20 protein-coding genes and 3 pseudogenes are annotated in these 17,814 nt (G+C 45.1%); 14 read left to right on the top strand and 9 right to left on the bottom strand.

Annotated elements, in window-relative coordinates; all coding sequences use genetic code 11:
- The first annotated feature begins 304 nt into the window (after positions 1–304).
- The 6 genes and pseudogenes from AC51G0_RS31105 to AC51G0_RS31080 all read left to right on the top strand — a co-directional run.
- Positions 305–505, top strand: a complete 201-nt coding sequence (locus AC51G0_RS31105) for a hypothetical protein (RefSeq protein WP_496304345.1) — start codon at positions 305–307, stop codon at positions 503–505.
- 60 nt (positions 506–565) lie between these two features.
- Positions 566–943, top strand: coding sequence for a hypothetical protein (locus tag AC51G0_RS31100; protein ID WP_496304344.1), 378 nt, complete (start codon positions 566–568; stop codon positions 941–943).
- Entirely contained in the window at positions 940–1,203 is a 264-nt protein-coding gene (tnpB, locus tag AC51G0_RS31095) for an IS66 family insertion sequence element accessory protein TnpB (protein ID WP_496304343.1), read from the top strand. Before AC51G0_RS31100 ends, tnpB (AC51G0_RS31095) begins: the two co-directional genes overlap by 4 nt.
- A gap of 122 nt (positions 1,204–1,325) precedes the next feature.
- Positions 1,326–1,937 carry an IS66 family transposase gene (locus tag AC51G0_RS31090; protein ID WP_496304342.1) on the top strand — a complete coding sequence of 204 codons (612 nt, stop codon included), beginning with the start codon at positions 1,326–1,328 and terminating at the stop codon, positions 1,935–1,937.
- Entirely contained in the window at positions 1,900–2,655 is a 756-nt protein-coding gene (locus tag AC51G0_RS31085) for an IS66 family transposase (RefSeq protein ID WP_496304341.1), read from the top strand. Before AC51G0_RS31090 ends, AC51G0_RS31085 begins: the two co-directional genes overlap by 38 nt.
- Positions 2,656–2,709: 54 nt before the next feature.
- Positions 2,710–3,303, top strand: a pseudogene (locus AC51G0_RS31080) (IS3 family transposase); the annotation flags it as partial.
- Between the two features lie 165 nt (positions 3,304–3,468).
- Here the strand turns inward: AC51G0_RS31080 and AC51G0_RS31075 are convergent.
- The 3 genes from AC51G0_RS31075 to AC51G0_RS31065 form a co-directional block, all read right to left on the bottom strand.
- Complete coding sequence (locus tag AC51G0_RS31075) at positions 3,469–3,858, bottom strand: transposase (protein ID WP_496304340.1); 390 nt, start codon at positions 3,856–3,858, stop codon at positions 3,469–3,471.
- 691 nt (positions 3,859–4,549) lie between these two features.
- Positions 4,550–4,771, bottom strand: a complete 222-nt coding sequence (locus tag AC51G0_RS31070; RefSeq protein ID WP_496304339.1) for a hypothetical protein — start codon at positions 4,769–4,771, stop codon at positions 4,550–4,552.
- Positions 4,772–4,836: 65 nt separating this feature from the next.
- A complete protein-coding gene (locus AC51G0_RS31065) occupies positions 4,837–5,088 on the bottom strand; it encodes a hypothetical protein (protein ID WP_496304338.1) in 252 nt (83 codons plus the stop codon).
- 82 nt (positions 5,089–5,170) lie between these two features.
- On the opposite strand from AC51G0_RS31065, the gene AC51G0_RS31060 reads away from it, so the two are divergent.
- A complete protein-coding gene (locus tag AC51G0_RS31060; RefSeq protein ID WP_496304337.1) occupies positions 5,171–5,584 on the top strand; it encodes a TetR/AcrR family transcriptional regulator in 414 nt (137 codons plus the stop codon).
- A 36-nt stretch (positions 5,585–5,620) separates the two neighbouring features.
- Here AC51G0_RS31060 and AC51G0_RS31055 read toward each other — a convergent pair whose 3' ends face one another.
- The 5 genes from AC51G0_RS31055 to AC51G0_RS31035 form a co-directional block, all read right to left on the bottom strand.
- Positions 5,621–6,037, bottom strand: a complete 417-nt coding sequence (locus tag AC51G0_RS31055; RefSeq protein ID WP_496304336.1) for a transposase — start codon at positions 6,035–6,037, stop codon at positions 5,621–5,623.
- Between the two features lie 39 nt (positions 6,038–6,076).
- The gene (gene tnpC / locus AC51G0_RS31050; protein ID WP_496301045.1) at positions 6,077–7,576 is read right to left on the bottom strand and encodes an IS66 family transposase; all 1,500 of its coding nucleotides are present in this window, start codon (positions 7,574–7,576) and stop codon (positions 6,077–6,079) included.
- A gap of 84 nt (positions 7,577–7,660) precedes the next feature.
- The gene (gene tnpB / locus AC51G0_RS31045; RefSeq protein ID WP_128786309.1) at positions 7,661–8,008 is read right to left on the bottom strand and encodes an IS66 family insertion sequence element accessory protein TnpB; all 348 of its coding nucleotides are present in this window, start codon (positions 8,006–8,008) and stop codon (positions 7,661–7,663) included.
- A complete protein-coding gene (tnpA, locus tag AC51G0_RS31040) occupies positions 8,005–8,301 on the bottom strand; it encodes an IS66 family insertion sequence element accessory protein TnpA (RefSeq protein ID WP_496301046.1) in 297 nt (98 codons plus the stop codon). The genes tnpB (AC51G0_RS31045) and tnpA overlap by 4 nt, the downstream gene beginning before the upstream one ends.
- A 72-nt stretch (positions 8,302–8,373) precedes the next feature.
- Complete coding sequence (locus tag AC51G0_RS31035) at positions 8,374–8,778, bottom strand: transposase (protein ID WP_496304459.1); 405 nt, start codon at positions 8,776–8,778, stop codon at positions 8,374–8,376.
- Positions 8,779–9,286: 508 nt separating this feature from the next.
- Here AC51G0_RS31035 and AC51G0_RS31030 point away from each other — a divergent pair.
- From AC51G0_RS31030 to AC51G0_RS31010, 5 genes are all read left to right on the top strand, one after another.
- Entirely contained in the window at positions 9,287–10,144 is an 858-nt protein-coding gene (locus AC51G0_RS31030) for a cysteine hydrolase family protein (RefSeq protein ID WP_496304335.1), read from the top strand.
- Positions 10,145–10,281: 137 nt separating this feature from the next.
- A complete protein-coding gene (locus AC51G0_RS31025) occupies positions 10,282–10,452 on the top strand; it encodes a hypothetical protein (protein WP_496304334.1) in 171 nt (56 codons plus the stop codon).
- 117 nt (positions 10,453–10,569) lie between these two features.
- A complete protein-coding gene (locus tag AC51G0_RS31020; RefSeq protein WP_496304333.1) occupies positions 10,570–11,469 on the top strand; it encodes an ABC transporter permease in 900 nt (299 codons plus the stop codon).
- Positions 11,462–12,685, top strand: a complete 1,224-nt coding sequence (locus AC51G0_RS31015; protein ID WP_496304332.1) for a quaternary amine ABC transporter ATP-binding protein — start codon at positions 11,462–11,464, stop codon at positions 12,683–12,685. The genes AC51G0_RS31020 and AC51G0_RS31015 overlap by 8 nt, the downstream gene beginning before the upstream one ends.
- An 845-nt stretch (positions 12,686–13,530) precedes the next feature.
- Complete coding sequence (locus AC51G0_RS31010) at positions 13,531–14,526, top strand: ABC transporter substrate-binding protein (RefSeq protein ID WP_496304331.1); 996 nt, start codon at positions 13,531–13,533, stop codon at positions 14,524–14,526.
- 183 nt (positions 14,527–14,709) lie between these two features.
- Here the strand turns inward: AC51G0_RS31010 and AC51G0_RS31005 are convergent.
- Positions 14,710–15,886, bottom strand: a pseudogene (locus AC51G0_RS31005) (IS4 family transposase).
- Between the two features lie 161 nt (positions 15,887–16,047).
- On the opposite strand from AC51G0_RS31005, the pseudogene AC51G0_RS31000 reads away from it, so the two are divergent.
- Both AC51G0_RS31000 and AC51G0_RS30995 read left to right on the top strand, forming a co-directional pair.
- Positions 16,048–16,183: pseudogene (locus tag AC51G0_RS31000) on the top strand (IS6 family transposase); the annotation flags it as partial.
- A gap of 521 nt (positions 16,184–16,704) precedes the next feature.
- Positions 16,705–17,607 (top strand): LysR family transcriptional regulator, encoded by a 903-nt coding sequence (locus tag AC51G0_RS30995; RefSeq protein ID WP_496304330.1) that lies wholly within the window; start codon positions 16,705–16,707, stop codon positions 17,605–17,607.
- Positions 17,608–17,814: the final 207 nt, after the last annotated feature.

The raw sequence follows: 17,814 nt of genomic DNA, 5'->3' as shown, positions 1-17,814 counted from the left end.
GGTAAACAATGACAAACACTAAAACACGTATCAAGCATACCGAAGAGTTTAAAGATCAGGCGCTTAAGCTTGCTGGAAGAACATCGGTTTCAGAGGCAGCACGATAACCCAATCTACATGCATCCCAAATATACGGCTGGCGTAAGAACGCAAGGAAGGACTCCGCCAGTGAACGCGAGGCTGATCTTGCAGCCAAAAACGCTCGTCTGAAGCGCCTCCTCGCCGAGCAAGTGGAGGTGTTTGAATTAGTTAAAATAGCCGCCATCTACTTCGCAAAGCATCTAAAATAGCGAGCTTTGAGTTCATGCAAGTGCACCTTGAGCAGTTCTACGTAATGAGAATGGCCATGATTCTTGCTGCATCGCGTAGTGGGTTTTACTATTGGTTAAAGCATCGTCAAGAAATTAGTCGACGGGATAAAGCACGTACGCTGCGTGACATAACGGTCAAAAAGGCGTTCGATGCTAGCAAAGGTCGTGACGGTGGTGAGCTTACGGCAGCATAGCTCAACTTAACCAAACTACTCTGGTTTACTTAGTGCATACCCAATATGAGGAAGAGCACTATGCAGAACCAGGAAAAGCTGAACCAAGTCAACTCCTCTTTCGAGAACTGGCGACAAACCCGCACCTGTAAACACGTCAACATCCCTGATAAACTACGCCAGCAGGCTGTTAAGCTACTTGAGGATTATCGAATCGGTCAGATCACCAAGGCATTACGGATCTGTACCTCTCAACTCAATACTTGGCGCAAGCAATTTCCAGTCGAACAGGCCACCACACCAGACTTTATACCATTGCAGGTTGAGCCTGATTTACAACACAAGCCAGGCCTGAACCTGCAGCTGATCTTGCCCAATTCAAGTCAAATCCGTATTTGTGGGAATATGTGCCCAGACTTACTGCGGGTCTTGATACAGGAAGCCGGAGTGCGGCCATGATCCACCTGACCGCTGATACCAAAATTCTGCTTGCCACTAAACCAGCTGATTTCCGTTGTGGCATTGATGGATTTACCGCCTTGTGTCGTCAGCAGCTAAAACAGGAGCCACGTAACGGAACCTTGTTTGTGTTTACCAACCGCCGTCGAACTATGCTGAGAGCGCTTTGTTACGACGGCTCCGGCTTCTGGCTAATGAGTAAGCGCCTGTCCAAAGGTCGCTCGTCATCATCAGGATGTGGTTTCTCCTTTGGCCGCTAAGCAACTCAAAACCCTGCTGACGGGTCGGTCTGGATGGCAAAGACTATGACCATGTGCACACTCTTCTTAATCGGGTTATCGATCCTCACGATCAATTTGACCGGTCATGTGGAGCTGGAATAATGAACGCATCAACAAGTCACTCTACAGGAAATGAGATGACTCAAGAGTTTACCGATATCGACGGCGAGGAGCTGGATGGTCTGAGTAAAGGTGACCTCTGCCCCGAATGTCAGCAAGGTAAGCTATATAAGTATGAGTCTGCAACCATGCTGCGGATCTCCGGCCAAAGTCCGTTCGTGCCAGAGCAACATGTCATGGAGCGGTTGCGCTGCAACGCTTGTGGCCAGTACTTCACTGCCAAGCTGCCTTCAGAGGTGCTTGAGGATGGTGAGCCGGGGCAGAAGTATGGCTACAGTGCCCGTAGCCTGATGGCACTGCACAAGTTTTTTGCCGGCGCTCCTTACTATCGCCAGGAGAGTATCCAGGCATTGATGGGAGTAAAGCTGACAGCCTCCACCGTATTCGACCAGACAGAGCTGGTTGCCAATAGTCTGCAACCGGTCTACAAAGTGTTGGCACAAAATGCGGCTAACGCTGTGCACTATTATCTGGATGACACTGGTAACCGGATTTTAGACCTAGTTCCGGTTGAAAAGCCCCAGCGTAACAGCGATAAGCACCGCCTGCGAAGCGGTGTCTACAGCTCAGGCCCTGGTTGCCAGCCTGGCTGATGGCCACAATATCATGCTGTATCAAACTAATATCGGGCATGCCGGAGAGTTTATTGATGAAACCCTGAGTCAACGAGGATCCTGTCATCCGCCTCCGTTGCTGATGAGTGATGTGTTATCCAGTAATCGTCCGTCACTTGGGTATGAGGTGCAGCACTGCTTGTGTAATAGTCATGGCCGACGCCAGTTCGCAGAAATTCTGAACCAGTTCCCGGAGGAAGTGGAGCTGGTATTAAAGTGGTACGGGGAAATCTGGCGGTACGATGATGAAGCCAGAAAGCTTAGACTGAACGCAGAACAGAGACTAGCCAGGCATGAAAAACACTCACTTCCGATGATGAAGCAGATCCGTGACTGGGGTGAGGCTGAGCTGGCAAATGGTAACGAGGAAGAAAACAGCGGTCTTGGTAAAGCGGTTAGTTACTTCAATAAGCACTATGAAGGGCTGATGGCGTTCTGCCGTATTGAAGGCGCACAGTTGGACAATAACCGGGCGGAGCAGGCGCTTAAACTGGTTGCGCGAAACCGTAAAAATGCCATGTTCCACAAGACGCAGGTAGGAGCGAGCATTGCTGATGTAGTGATGTCGATGATAGCGACTTCAGCCGAAGCAGGCATCAATGTGCTGGATTACTTTAATACATTGCAGCGGCTGCAAAGCGAAGCCAGGGCCGCCCCCGAACGCTTCCTCCCCTGGAACTACCAATCTCATATCTGATCAACAGGTTCCGGCTGGAACCGCCCATACCTCTAAATCAAGCTACCTTCCCGTAAGCTCACTGACGGTGCAAGACGTATCCAGGTAGAACTCGCAGAGCAAGGGAACAAGAACAACTTAAAGACGATATCAGACAGCATGAAAGGGCAGAGCCTAGTTGCAAAAGCTGCACGTAAATTTAAGGTCACAACAGATAGTAAGCATTCCTTACCCGTTGCGCCTAACCTTCTGGAACAAGATTTTACTGCTGATGCACCGAATCAGAAGTGGGCTGGCAATATCACCTACTTGATGATAAGTGAGGACTGGCTTTATCTTGCTGTAATTATTGACTTGTACTCTCGACAGGTAGTCGGCTGGTCGATGGATAACCGTATGACAGCAAACTTAGTCGGAGATGCGTTGAAGATGGTACTGTTCCGTCGTGGACTGTCAAAAGAGGTCATCGTTCACAGTGATCGTGGCAGCCAATACTGCTCAAAAAGTTACCGCGAGATAATCAACTCTCATAATTTAGAACAAAGCATGAGTCGAAAAGGAAATTGCTGGGATACTTGTGTAGAAAGCTTCTTCCGCTCGCTAAAAGTTGAAGCTATCCAATACGAACCGATTATGACCAAAGAAATGATGCGGCAAACGGTATTTGAACAGAAGAATGTCGCTTAACTTGATGTCCAATCTTGTTGGGGTAGATCAGTGCACCTTTCGCCAGCTGCGTTTTGCATTAACCTTATGTATTTCCTGGTGCCACTCATCCATACCGAACGGCTTGAGTCCCGTTGGAACAATTGCTATCGCTGCAATGTTGTCGTCTTATTTATCATATTTTCTAAAGCGTGGTGCCGTGAGATTGAAGTGCTTCAGCCGCTTTGATAATAACGTATAATCAGGGCATTGAAGGTTGTCCACGCCGAGCTTCATCAGTAGATTTTCAATCAACCCCTGAGCTTGTCGTAGAGGAAGTTTATACACCAATTGGATGTAATGGCAGGCTTCGATGATGCTGTCAGGATACTTAACGGAAGAGCAGGTACCGTCATAAACGCGATCGTCATGTTGCCAGTTATTCAATATATCTTCGGATATCCAAATGTCGAACCGGCCACGTTGTCTGAGATCCAGATTGTACTCACTATAGTTATTTAATGCGTAGGTATGCTTCTTAAAATGATGCCGTTTGGCGTCATTGTGTTTGTAAGGCATGTGTTAAATAGCCAACCTGTATAATAGGTTAGCCATGATAACTGAACTCAGTGTTAATGGAATAATTGAGCACTATATGAGCGCTTCAACATAGCCGTGGTTAAGTGAAATAAGGAAATACGAACCTGCTGAGCCGGTCATGCTTAACCCAGAGAAACCAGATACAAACGAGCAGTTGGAACAAGCTTCTTAGACATGATTAGACGACAACTACCTTGAAAAACGCCGGAATTCAACTGCCGAAAAGTCCATGGTAAATAAGTGGGTATTTTACTCTAGTGCGATTTGATATTTCTCTGGCCAATCGTTGAAGCTCAAACTTTTGTTTTTTACTCATTTTATAATTATTAGCCATGGTTAGAAGGTACGCTCTCTTTTCTCAAAAATACACATATTCATATGCTATCATAATGTCCTTTTTAGTGTTAATCATAGTTGAAAGTGCCTTATTACTGCTATCAGAAGAAAAATAATATTCTCACTTGGTTTGGTTACACCAACGTTTCCATTAATCATCATTGCTGAAGCTTCTGACCACAGAAAATGTATCTTCACGACTAATTAATACACTCAGTGCGTTAATTAAGTGCCTGTTACGTTAAATTTTCCACGAACAAACATGACCGTGTAACAAAAGAAGTCAAAAAGGCCTGGGACGACCTTCCTTATATTCGGTTTACGAACATTACGTTCAATTAACAAAGTTGTTTTTATGCAGATAGTTCCATCTTTCATAAACATTAACTGCAATTTCGTCAACGCTGTCAGAGCGTAACCACCTAATACCTTGAAGGTATTCAACAGCTGCTGCATAGATTTTATTACTATGACTAAATGCATACTCTTTAGCCTCCAAGTAAAGGCGCATTTGCTCATTAGGGGTAGGTTTGCGTTTCAATATCCCTTTCGACATTTTCGCTCCTTGTGTTTACGAATCTATTTTCTGATTATTAGACCTTAAAGCCCGCCTTTTGAAGATCAGCGGTGATTGCGGTAGCAGTCATTCGCATCATAAATTGAAGAATGTTGAGAAAAATCATAACCACCCGTTTGACCTAATCGAGCCAAATCAAAGGAACTATCTTTAAAGGCTATTAAGCGTAACTCTGTGGCACGCAGCGTTGATACTGGCTCGTCACGATCCCGTTGTACGAGTATCTCAACATTATTACGTACAGACTCACCCAATGCTTGCTTACGTAATTCAGTGGCATGATATGGTTCAATCATAACCCAAAGAAATCGCATGTCAACATTTTTGAAACAAAACCGTTTAGTTTATATTTGGGCGTTGAATGTCGGAGGATGACGTATGAACAAAAAACAGGATAAGAAGCTAAAAACTATCGAGTTGACAGCGGAGCACTGCATTAGAAATGGTTACCAGGGTACCAGTATGGATGAAATTACTGTAGCAACAGGAATGTCTAAAGCGACAATTTATCGATATTTCAAGTCAAAAGAGCACTTGATATCTGAAACACTTAACCATTATGCCAATACATACACCGATTCACTGGCTGAAATAGTGAATGACAAAAAACTGTCTTTAATACAAAAAGTGGAAGCCAGATTTAAAAGGCTCCGTCAGCTGGTGATCAAGAGTCAGTTTAATGGCTGTTACTTTCAGTTGGCTTATAGTGAATTTTGTAATAAAAATATTACTTCAATTTGTACTCAGCAGAGCCAGGACAAAGTTGATTTGCTCACCGACCTGTGGCATTGATTAGCAATACTAAACCCACGTGGTCTTTTGATACGGTTAGGCGGCCCGGTCGCTATTGGGCATACCGAGGTGAGTGAAGCGATTTAGAATGGAACAACCGATTAACATTTCCTGGCGCTGATTTTTAAAATCTCTACTGTGTAACTTGTTTCCGATGATTTTTTTATAACGCAGCATCGCTGTTTCTGAGACATTCCGCCGTCCGTACTGACGTTGCTTCTGCCACCCGAGATCTCCCAGGGCAAAGAACGCAACCAGGTTGCTCATCCGCTTAGGGTGATGTACCTCATCGGCAAAGGTATTGTCTTTGGGCGGGATCACGATATCGGCGTCCGGGAAGTGGTCCTCAATCGTTTGAAACACCGCATTGGTATCATACATCTTATCGGCCGTGATATGGGTGACACGTTCTGTGATCTGGTCGCAAATAGCGTCGACAACCTGATCATCCATGGTGTTTTTGTCGTAAGCGCGCAGTTAACCAGTGAGGCCTTATTCGGCCTCGCTAAAGTCAACATTCCACGGCAGTAGATCTGATAGGTCTGCGCCAGGTACTCTCGTTGGCAGTACTCGGAACAGCTGCAAGAAGTAGTAGTAAGGATTGATGTCGTTGGCTCTGCATGTCATCACGATGCTATATAAATTCGCACTCGCCTCTGCGCCAGCAACTGATTTTGAGAACAACCAGTTTTTCCGGCCAGTGGTGAACGGCCTGATATCTCGCTCTGTCACATTGTTGTCGATGCTAATATTGCCATCTTCAAGGTAAGTGGTCAGCTTATCCCATTGGTTAAGCGTGTAGTTGATGGCTTTGCCTATCAGACTTTTTGGTAGCACTTTTTCTTGGCTCTCTTTCAGCCAAGTATGGAACTCAGCCAATATCGGTTTGGCCTTTTCTTGTCTATGTTGATGACGCTTATCTGCGCCCTGTGTTTTGCTCTGACTCTCCACGCCGTACAGTTTGCCGATGTACCCTAGGGCTTTTTCAGCACGCCCTGATTTCCCTTTCGGTTGTGCCTTTTGGGCATCTGTGAACTTGCGTCTGGCATGGGCCATACAGCCTGCCAAGGTGACTTGCTTTAGCCCTTCGTAAGCTTTATAGCCATCACATAATAAGTAGCCAGAGTAATCACCAAGAAAGCCTTTTGGACAAGTTTGAGCTCGACTCGGTTGGTAGTCATAGATAACCACTGGATTTGATGCGAACTCGCCACTGCGATAAACCCACATATACGATTTGCTTGTCGCTGCTCGATCTGGCTCATCAAGTACCTGTACGGTGGTTTCGTCGGCGCAGACAAGTGATTCATCCAGGAGATGCTGTTTCATCGCATCGACCAACACATTCACTTTGGCACCGAGCTGTACGCACCAGTTAGCGAGTGTTCCTCGGCTAATATCGATATCGGCACGTTTAAGAATATCGACCTGACGATAGAGTGGCAGTGCATCCACATATTTGGCGGTTGCCACTGCGGCCAGGGTTTCCGGGCTAGCGATACTTCTCGGTATCATACTGGCGGGTTTAGGCGCGGTGATTATCTGGCTTTGTAACGCTGTTTTCTCACATGTTCGACAGGCATATTTTGTCCGCTGATGACTGATCACACTGACTTTCTGTGGAATGATTTTCAGCTCTTCTGAAGTCTCGCTACCACTTTCATGCATAGCACCACCGCAACAGTCACAGTGCGGTGCATTCAGGGTATGAACGCGCGTTTCTCGCTCTAGTGTATCCGGCAGGGGTTTTCTGCCCTTTTTGTGGTGCTTGGGAGCTGGGTTGTTTTGTTGCTCCGCCTCATTGAAGGTGCCTTTGGGGTACTTCTCACTTTGAGATGCAAAGCGTTTGGATTTGCTAAGGTTGAGTTGTTCCGTGAGCAGTTGAACGGTGCTTTTTAGCTCAATGATTTCTTCAGCCTGCGCTTGTTTTTCTTGCTGAAGCTGTAGCAACATGGCTTTCAGTTGTTCTACATCATCAGGAAGTTCAGTCATTTTTCGTCACACTTATTTCAGTTGATGACGATAGAATGCCAGCTTTAAAAGATCACTCAACAGCAATGAGGCGATCAGTGACGATCACCTCACTTGTTTGCCGATTATCGGTTGGTGTGCCTTGGGGTTTTCAATGGTTAAGCCTGATAACAACCAGTTAAGTTGCTGTCGGGAGAGTTGAATATGGCCAGCGTAATTCGGTTTTGGCCATTTAAATCGCCCCTTTTCCAAGCGACGATAGTAGAGCCAGAACCCGTTGGTATCCCAGAATAAGATTTTGAGTTTGTCACGACCACGATTACAGAAAATGAACCAGGCTTCACTGAGCGGATCCATTTCCAGTACATCAGCGACAATGATTGAGAGGCCATCGATAGACTTGCGCATATCTGTAACGCCCGAGACGAGATAAATAGCGCCGCTGGGGATCATTGCAGTACCTGCAACCAGGTTTTGATTTGTGTCTGGGTTAGGTTCGCAGGCAGCTCCGCCTTAATACCATTAGGGAAATGCAAAGCGACAGTATCAGTGCCTATATCATCATTAATCACAATGGTGTGCGCGTGTTGCGATTCGTCGTTTTGTTCTGTTAGCTTCTTCAGCCAGTAATGAAAAGTCGGATAGCTAAGGTCGTTCACCTTGCAAAAAGCAGGAATAGAAAGTCCGCTTGCTGTTTGTTTTTCAATGACGCTCGTCCAATATTGTCGTTTTTCAGGTTGGTTCATAGTTCCTCCTTTGTTGTTGAGAAAACTATGAACGAGATCTAGTGATGTGGGAATGTGGGTTTAATTCGACGCTTACTTTTTGTCGGTTAATACGGCGCTCTGAATCAGGTGGCGGCTATCGACAGCAAAATGCGCCTTTCTCCAGCTCCGTTTAGCATTAACCTTATGTTTCTCCTGATGCCATTCATCCTTACCAAACCGTTTCAGCCCCGTGGAATCAATAGCGATAGCCACGACGTCAGTATCGGGTTTAGCACCTTTTTTAAATCGTGGCGTTGAAAAACCAAGCTGACTGAGCCGCTTTGACTGCAAGGTATAATCCGGGCATTGGAGATGCGTCATACCTAACATTTCTAGCAGATTCTCGATGAACCCCTGCGCTTGTCGCAGGGGCAACTGAAACACCATTCTTAGATAGTGGCAGGCTTCAATCGTGCTGTCAGGATATTTTACCGTCGAGCCTGCACCATCGTGGATCCGCTCTTCATCCTGCCAGTTATCTAGGATGTCATCGGTCAGCCAGACATCAATTCGCCCCCCGGTTTTTGAGGGCCTGGTTGTAGTCAGAATGGTTGGTCAGCCGATAGGTATGCTTCTTAAAATGATGGCGTTTGGGGTCGTTGTGTTTGTAAGGCATTTGTTATCAGGCCAACCAATTTCAATAGGATGGCCATGATAACGGAATTCGGAAGCAATACCATAATTGAGCATTATTTGCGCGCTTCAACAAAGTCGCAACAAGCCGTGGAACACTGCCCGCAAAATACCATATAAAGAACTACTGATTAGGTAGTACCGGCGGTCATTACCTTTGGTATTGTTTCAATAACTGTAATTGTCTTTTTCTAATTTGACCTATTATTTCTGATGATGATTAACATAACATCTATGAGTGAGAGGTCTTGGAAGCTGCTGTATCCATCAAAAGCCTCTCGTTCTTAATTTACACTATTCGAGATAGTTCATGTTATAGAAGGAAGAACCTATGTCCGATCAAGAGCATAAAGATGGTTGTTGCGTAACGAAGGAACAAGTTGACCAGGCGCGCCGACGGTTGCTGAAAACGTCCGGTGCAGTGGCCGCCGTTGGTGTTGCCGGTGCCACATTTGCATCGCAAGCCACCGCTGCAACTGATGACGCCAAAAATAAGTATGCAGATCCGAAAAAACCAGGCCTTCCCCAGCTGGACATGGAAATCGATTTCGACCGTACTGCACTTGTCGTCACCGACCCGCAGATTGATTTTCTGTCGGAAAAAGGGGTGACCTGGGGTGTTGTCGGTGAAAGTGTAACCGAACAGGGTACTGTTGATAATATTGAACGATTGTTTAAGGCCGCCAAAGCGGCGGACCTTCCGGTCTTCATATCACCACACTATTACTACCCGCACGATCACCAATGGAAGTTTGAGGGGGTGCTAGAAAAAACCATGCATAACATTGGTATGTTCGACCGTCCTGGCGCCCTGACGCTCGAAGGCTTCGAAGGCTCCGGCGCCGACTGGATGCCGCAGTACAAGAAGTACATCAACGATGGCAAGACCGTCGTTTGTTCCCCACACAAGGTCTATAGCCCGGCCCAAAACGATCTCAACCTGCAGCTCAGAAAGCGTGGTATTGACAAGGTGATCCTGGCCGGCATGTCGGCAAACCTATGTACCCAGGCGCATCTTTATGAGCTACTCGAGCTTGGCTATGAAGTTGCTGTCGTCCGCGACGCGACTGCCGGTGCCAAGGTTCCCGAAGGGGATGGTTACCAGGCTGCGATTATCAACTTCCGCATGGTTGCCAATGCTGTTTGGTGGACCGATGATGCCGTCAAACGAATGACTGTAAAGGCGTAAAAGATCTGGTGGGCTCCGTCGTTATTTAAAAGGATTTCGGAGCTGCGGACAGCGCATCCAATACAAACCAGAATAGTAGGTGGGGCCGAATGATCGTTCGGTCCCATGTTTTTCTGAACTGTTATTAGAAAGCGACGATGGCCCGCATTGAAATTAATTCAAACCCTAAACCTGAAGCACTTGCTCATCTTTCTACATACTCTTTTACTAATTGTCAGATGGATGGTTTGCTAGCCTGGATGGAAGATAATCAGGCCGATGGTGAAATAGCAACGAAGGAGTTTCTGATTAAGAATGAAGTGGCTTGATTGAAATGGGTTACCCTTGAAACCGTTCAGAAAATGAAGAAGGCGTTATCTGAACTGTAAACCTATTTAATGTCCAACAATTGTACGTTTTTTGCATTATTAGGATAGAAAATTGTTATGTCAGATCAATCATGGTTAATGGAAATTCCACAGCTTGATCGTCACCAGTTATTAGAAATTCGAAAAACACTTGATGGTGCATACCGAAGTTTCTCTCGTGAATTCGGAGACAACATTGAAGCGTTTTTTGAACCGTTACTTTCATTTCTTATCTGGTTTGAAAAACTATTATTGGGTACACCCTGGTGGCTGGTACTCGGCGTGCTGGCAGCACTTGCTTACATTGCCACTCGTTCATGGAAGTTAACAGCCGGTGTTGTTATTACATTTACGCTGATTGGAGTGTTCGGCATGTGGGATGATACTATGCGAACCATGAGTATTATTCTGGTTTCAACTATGGGTGCAATTGGATTGGGGGTGCCGATAGGGATTGCGATGGCCCGTTCAAATTGGGTGCAATCAATTGTGACTCCAATGTTGGATGTGATGCAAACTATGCCGGCGTTTGTATACCTTATTCCCGTCGTGATGTTATTAGGCATTGGTAAAATAGCTGGGGTGATTGCCGTGGTTATTTATGCGATCCCACCTGCTATTCGCCTTACTAATCTCGGGATCCGGCTAGTTGATAAAGAAGTGCTAGAAGCAGCTACCGCCTATGGAGCCAGCCCGGTGCAACGACTTTTCGGTGTTCAGATCCCGTTAGCAATGCCAAATATTATGGCTGGCATAAACCAGACTATTATGATGGCACTGGCGATGGTGGTGATTGCGTCAATGATTGGTGTAAAAGGTTTAGGTCAACCTGTATTAAAGTCGATTACTAATCAATATTTCACTTTAGGATTACTCAATGGTCTAGCAATTGTCTCCCTGGCAATTATTTTTGACCGAATTTCACAAGGCTATGCGAAGCGTACTCTGCAGCATCTTGGAGGCCGAGATAATGGCTAACAAACGAAAAAAGAAGCCATTGATCCAAGTGAAAAATTTGTACAAGGTGTTTGGTCCCAATGCCAGAAAGGTACTTGAACAGGTTAAAACCGGTAAATCGAAAGATGAGATCCTTGCTGAAACCAACCACACTGTGGGTTTAAGTAATATTAGTATTGATATTTATCCGGGTGAAATATTTGTAATAATGGGTTTGTCTGGCTCGGGTAAATCAACACTCATTCGTCACTTTAACCGACTCATTGACCCTACCGAAGGAGTGATTGAAGTTGACGGAACCGATGTTATACGTCTCAATCCAAAAAGGTTGCAGGACTTTCGTCGCCATAAAATGTCAATGGTTTTTCAGCATTTTGGTTTGATGCCTCACCGAACAGTAATACAAAACATTGGCTATGGTTTGCAAGTTCAAGGGATCAGTACTCAAGAACGTGAAAAGCGGGCGTGTCACTGGTTAGAGACAGTTGGCCTTGATGGTTACGAGAAGCAATATCCATCTCAACTGTCTGGTGGGCAACAGCAACGTGTCGGACTGGCTAGGGCCTTGTGTACTGATGCTGACATTTTGTTAATGGATGAAGCTTTTTCCGCACTGGATCCTCTGAACCGTAGAGAAATGCAGGATCAATTGATAAGGCTGCAGGATAAATTACAAAAAACCATTATTTTTATCACTCATGATTTAGATGAAGCTTTACGACTAGGTAACAGAATTGCCATCTTACGTGACGGCGTATTGGTTCAGCAGGGAGAACCTGTTGATATATTGCTCAATCCAGCAGATGACTATGTTGAATCTTTCGTTAAAGATGTCAACCGAGCCCGTGTGTTGAAGGTGGAAACAGTAATGAAACCTCAAGTATTCCGCATTTCATCAGAGACCATTGGTGAAGCGGCAACAGCAATGAGAGAAGCTCAAAACAATTACGGCTACTACATCAACGATGACGGTTATCAGGGAGTTATTACCCTGAAAACCCTGGAAAATATCGAAAAAACGAATTATAGCAAAGCCATTGTTCCTTCTTTAATAGAAAACGTACCAGCGGTTCAAAGCGATGCGTTACTTGAAGCGGTTATTTCTGAAACGCTTGATAGCGAACACCCACTCGCAGTGCTTAACGCTGACGGTGATGTCGAAGGTCGATTATCCCGCTCAACACTGGCTAAAGTACTGAGTGTTCAGTCTTCTTTCTTGGTGGATAATGAGAGATAAAAAAGGATTTGGCCGCAAAATTACTCAATGCTTTATGATTACAGAGCTTTTTCTAATTGTGTCGCAAACTCGGGTGCTGAGTGATGACTTTTTCAGCACTCATTACCTTTAGCACTATGACCATCCATTTTTCAGCCCAACATTTTCCATCAGAAATCATTCTCCTGTCCGTTCGATACTACCTTGTTTATAGAGTTAGTTATCGTGAAATCGAAGCCCTTTCAATTAAGTATCTGAACAATATTGTCGGGCAAAGCCACCGCAGAGTGAAAAGCAATATGTATCAGTGCCTGGGTGAAAATCGGAAAAAGGAGCCCAAGCTAAAATCGCTGGCGTGGAGTTGTGGTCGATAATTAAAAATGAACAACTCAACAACGCTGATGGTTTATCTGATTGGGATGAATTCTACGCGCTTGCAGCCTAATTGTACCCGGGGATCAGTACGTTTGTACTTCTGCATTACTTAGCGACAAATCCGGTTGAAGTTTAATGTAAAGCAAAAGTACATTGCTACCTTTGATGAGGCAAAAATGAAACTCGCACCCAATAAATACCATTGATGAAATCTTTCAACCTATTGTTCAATTACCAGGCACACATGCAACATGCAAAAATATGTACTTATATGTTGCGCAAGTGTGATTTTAGTACGTTGTAATCTCAAACCATAGTTGCCTGACAAGGGTATTGCCTTGTCCTGCGTATTTACCAAGGACTCATAACTGGACACCTCTCTATTTTCCAGTCATTACAAATTTGCATACATAGATATTCTTGCTAAACAAGTGTCTCAAAGCTAGACGGATACCATGAACTTTCAAACCACAACAAGGGAAACAAGTCACATGAAAATGACACCTTCCATACCTTCTGTTTTACTGTTGTCTGCTTTTTCCGCGCATTCGAGTGCTAACGAATGCGGAGAATTTACCATTGCAGATATGAACTGGAACTCGGCCAGTTTAATCGCTCATATTGACCAATTCATTCTCAACTATGGGTACGAGTGTGATGCGGAATTGATACCAGGTGTTAGTATGCCAACCGTCACCTCAATGATCGAAAAAGGACAGCCTGATGTTGCCCCAGAACTATGGGATAATGGCATTAAGGAAGCCTTAAACAAAGGTGTGACAGACAAGCGTATTCGTATTGGGGGTAAATCACTGATCGATGGTGGGGAAGAAGGGTTCTGGGTTCCTGCTTACCTGGTTGAGCAATATCCCGAAATGGCCACGATCGAAGGGGTTATCAAACACGTCAAATTGTTTGAACACCCTGAAGATGATGAAGTATCTGCCTTTTATAGCTGTCCCGCTGGCTGGATGTGTCAAATCACAGCAGGACATCTTTTTGATGCAATGCAGCTTAAATTGCATGGTTTTGAAGTAATTGACCCAGGTTCTGGCGCATCGCTGGCAGCGAGCATTTCCAAAGCCTATGAGCGCAAAGATGCTTGGTTTGGCTACTACTGGTCTCCAACACCGGTACTGGGTAAATATGAAATGGTTAAGGTTGATTTTGGCAGTGATTCTGATATCGATGAATTTCGCAATTGCACCACTCAGCCCGATTGTGATTCACCTAAGGTAACCATGTATCCACCTTCTCCTGTGCACACCGTCACCACTGAGTCTTTTGCCCAAAACGAGCCTCAGGCCTTCACTTACTTTCAAAGACGTGGCTATACCAACCAGCAAATGAGTGAGTTGCTCGCATGGATGGAAGACAATCAAGCGGATGCTGAAGAGACTATGTATTACTTCTTAGATGCCTATCCTCAACTTTGGAAATCATGGGTTCCCGTTGACATTGCAGTAAAAGTCGAAAAAGCAATCTAATTATTGGGATATGTAGACATGCGCGGCGCAGTTAACGCTGCCCGCGTTTTACTTATAAAGGATATTTTTGTAGAAAACTTGAGTTGTGAGGTGTGATTTTTAGATTGTGTCGTAAACTCGGGGGGCTTAGTTATGATTTTCTCAACACTCATTACCTCTAGCTCTGGAGGATCCCCACAAAATCTATGCACGATAACTCCTCCTTGCCATCATGATGAGCTCTTGTTGTGCCCAGCGTATTGTTGATTCACTGATGTGATATTCCAGCCTACGAAATACCTCTTTTTCAAGTCTGACAAAGGATAGAACGCGGTGCTTTTTTATTGTATTTGCCTGGAAGTGCCGGTGCCAACCATTGTGTTCAGCAGCAATACCGAACCACCAATAAATTAAGAATGTCAGTAGACCAATGACTAAGAGTATGTCGAGTCGCTTAGGGTCATGAGTACAGCTTTGGCGTAAGCCAAAGCCGTATTGAGGGCTCTTCAAGTCACGGAAGGTTTCTTCAATCTGCATACGTTTGGTATATAGCCGTACAATACAACGTGGTGAGAAGATCTTAGTTGGAATGTTTGTTGCCAAGATCCAGGGCTCACTTTCTGACTTTTTATGGACAGCTTGCGCACTAAAATGCTTACGTCCCTTGGGACGGTCATGTCGCTTTTTGGATGTATTCTTTTTATAAAGGTGTAAGTGGCAAGAGAGAGGCTTCCGTTTGGCTAATTGTGTATAGCCGATGTATTTAGGTTTAGAGGTTGCCGTATTAAACAATGATTTAATGTGAGTCCATTGTTTTCTATCTAAGAAATTAACATTTCCTCGAACCCGTCCAATATAGCACCATTCCATAGCTTCAATCTGTCGAAACCAGGTATTACGAAAACCGGTATCGGTAACTAAGATAGGTAAGACGTGAGAAGGTAAAACGGCTTTAAAGTTATCGAGAAATTGTTGGTGACTTCGAGGTGAGTTGTACTCACTGAAAGCGAATGTTTGCTCATAGAGTGCCACCGAACGACCGTCCACTGCCACCGATGCTCTGAGTACCATGATGCGTTCATATTCACGGACATCGGCCCAGTCAACAAGTACAATGGGCTGTGGGTTAACGGAGCATATTTGATGGTAGTGCCACCGATAAATATCGAGCCTGTCACGGTGTAAGTGGGTGTTACCTAATAAACGGTCAATGCGCTTAATACAATGCTTAGTTTTTGCCTTTGAAAGGAGCGTTCGGCCAAGCGAGGTAAGCGTCAATGCGTCTTCCTTAAGTAGTGCCTGTACCGCATTTAAGTCGCTTTTTATGAATGTTAGAGCACTGATTATCAAGCGACTCGTGTAGTATTTTAATATTACGCATCTTGTTTTCATTCATTTGTTTTTGTGGTGAATCCATTAGATCAGAAGGCAGGGTGCGTGTCTACTTATTGAACAGTAAAGGAGTTTTGTGGGGATTCCTTAGCCTCTAGCATTATAACCATCCATTTTTCAGCCCGACATTTTCCATCAGAAGTCATTAACATGTCCGCTCGCTACTACCTTGCTTATAAACTTAGCTATCGTGAAATCGAAGAGATCATGGCAGAGCGAAGTATCCATGTTGATCGCTCAACCATCAATCGGTGGGTCATCAAATACGCTTCCTTACTGGAGCATCGAGCATGTCGAAGAAAGCCGCCGCAGAGTGAAAGGCAAAATGCATCGGTGCCTGGGGTGGAAATCGAAGGAAGGAGCCCAAGCCATACTCGCTGGCGTGGAGCTGTGATTGATGATTAAACATAAACAGCTCGACAACCCTGATGGTTTATCGGATTGGAATGAATTCTACGCACTTACAGCCTAATTGTATCCTGAAATCAGTACGCTTGTACTCCTGCATTACTTTGCGACAAATCCGAAAGATCAGCCTACGTAAACAGTTTGTTCCATGTTGAGGTTGTTTACTGGTAATCATTGAGCCCATCTGGGTAGTTCGGCCTTATCTGATTATTTGCCTCCCCTTAGAAGGAAAGTATCGGCCTGAAAATCAATATCTATTGTACGATAAATGGTAAGTTGTGACGGTGAGCATAACTTATTACTACTGCTTGTGACAGAACCAAATATATGATTGGTAATTTTCGGAATAATCAATTAAAAGATAGTAATAATGGAGCTGGCAATGCTGGTAGGAAAAGAATGGATAAACTAGAAACGATGCGAGTTTTCATAGAAGCGGCAGAATGCCAGAGCTTTGTGGAAGCCGGCCACAAGCTCAATTTGTCAGCGCCCACGGTGACCCGCTCGATAGCTCAGCTCGAACACACACTGGGTGTTCGCCTTTTCAACCGGACCACCCGTCGCGTTCGCCTGACTGACTCCGGTGCACGCTACTATGGCGATGCTAAACGAATCCTGGAAGAGGTCGAGCAGGCTGAGGCGACAGCTGCAGGCATCTACACCGAGCCCAAAGGGGTTTTATCTGTGACCGCACCGGTACTGTTTGGACAAAAGTACATTATGCCCATCATGGATGAATATCTGCAGCAAAACCCATCCGTGAATGTGAAGGCAATATTTTACGATCGGGTGGGGAACCTGCTCGATGAAGGATTGGACGTCGCCATACGCATCGGCCACTTGAAAGATTCGAGTCTATTTGCAACCCAGGTCGGCAGCATTCGACGGGTCGTCTGTGGTTCACCCGATTATTTCGACAAATACGGTACACCGAAATCTCCATCTGAACTTGCTAATCATAAAATCATTTTGGCCTCCACGGTTGAGCCCTCGACAACTTGGCGATTTAGATCACCAAACGGCAAATTGACCGTTAAGGTTTCTCCGCGCCTGTATTGCAATCAGAACGGTGCTGCCATTTGTGCTGCCAAGGGCGGGTTGGGTATTACATGTCTGCTGTCCTACCAGGCTAGTGAAGAATTTCAGGACGGGTCATTAATGCGTATCTTACAGGACTACGAAACCAAACCGCTACCGGTCAATATTATCCACCAGGAAGGACGACAGGCCAATGCCAAGATCCGAACCTTTATCGATCTGGCGGTCAAACGACTAAGGGCCAACCCTTTTATCAATCACTAAATAGGGGGGGTGCGTCGCAGAGTTATGTTGAAGTACAAATACATTGATTTTCAGATACAATTAGACTGCTAGTGCGTAAAACTGATCCCAAACAAACAACCCTGATGGTTTAACTGTCTGGGATGAATTCTATGCGCTTGCAGCTTAATTACGTCAGGAAATAAGTATGTATACACTTCAGCCTAACTTTGCGACAAATCCCAGGAT

It is taken from the genome of Photobacterium sp. HL06, assembly GCF_059552575.1.
Note: the sequence above shows the minus strand (reverse complement) of the source record. Positions and strands in the feature narration are given on the sequence as shown.

Coding starts and splice junctions, on each gene's coding strand:
- AC51G0_RS31105 (WP_496304345.1), top strand. CDS start 305: ATGCAAGTGCACCTTGAGCAGTTCTACGTAATGAGAATGGCCATGATT.
- AC51G0_RS31100 (WP_496304344.1), top strand. CDS start 566: ATGCAGAACCAGGAAAAGCTGAACCAAGTCAACTCCTCTTTCGAGAAC.
- tnpB (WP_496304343.1), top strand. CDS start 940: ATGATCCACCTGACCGCTGATACCAAAATTCTGCTTGCCACTAAACCA.
- AC51G0_RS31090 (WP_496304342.1), top strand. CDS start 1,326: ATGAACGCATCAACAAGTCACTCTACAGGAAATGAGATGACTCAAGAG.
- AC51G0_RS31075 (WP_496304340.1), bottom strand. CDS start 3,858: ATGCCTTACAAACACAATGACGCCAAACGGCATCATTTTAAGAAGCAT.
- AC51G0_RS31070 (WP_496304339.1), bottom strand. CDS start 4,771: ATGTCGAAAGGGATATTGAAACGCAAACCTACCCCTAATGAGCAAATG.
- AC51G0_RS31065 (WP_496304338.1), bottom strand. CDS start 5,088: ATGATTGAACCATATCATGCCACTGAATTACGTAAGCAAGCATTGGGT.
- AC51G0_RS31060 (WP_496304337.1), top strand. CDS start 5,171: ATGAACAAAAAACAGGATAAGAAGCTAAAAACTATCGAGTTGACAGCG.
- AC51G0_RS31055 (WP_496304336.1), bottom strand. CDS start 6,037: ATGGATGATCAGGTTGTCGACGCTATTTGCGACCAGATCACAGAACGT.
- tnpC (WP_496301045.1), bottom strand. CDS start 7,576: ATGACTGAACTTCCTGATGATGTAGAACAACTGAAAGCCATGTTGCTA.
- tnpB (WP_128786309.1), bottom strand. CDS start 8,008: ATGATCCCCAGCGGCGCTATTTATCTCGTCTCGGGCGTTACAGATATG.
- tnpA (WP_496301046.1), bottom strand. CDS start 8,301: ATGAACCAACCTGAAAAACGACAATATTGGACGAGCGTCATTGAAAAA.
- AC51G0_RS31030 (WP_496304335.1), top strand. CDS start 9,287: ATGTCCGATCAAGAGCATAAAGATGGTTGTTGCGTAACGAAGGAACAA.
- AC51G0_RS31025 (WP_496304334.1), top strand. CDS start 10,282: ATGGCCCGCATTGAAATTAATTCAAACCCTAAACCTGAAGCACTTGCT.
- AC51G0_RS31020 (WP_496304333.1), top strand. CDS start 10,570: ATGTCAGATCAATCATGGTTAATGGAAATTCCACAGCTTGATCGTCAC.
- AC51G0_RS31015 (WP_496304332.1), top strand. CDS start 11,462: ATGGCTAACAAACGAAAAAAGAAGCCATTGATCCAAGTGAAAAATTTG.
- AC51G0_RS31010 (WP_496304331.1), top strand. CDS start 13,531: ATGAAAATGACACCTTCCATACCTTCTGTTTTACTGTTGTCTGCTTTT.
- AC51G0_RS30995 (WP_496304330.1), top strand. CDS start 16,705: ATGGATAAACTAGAAACGATGCGAGTTTTCATAGAAGCGGCAGAATGC.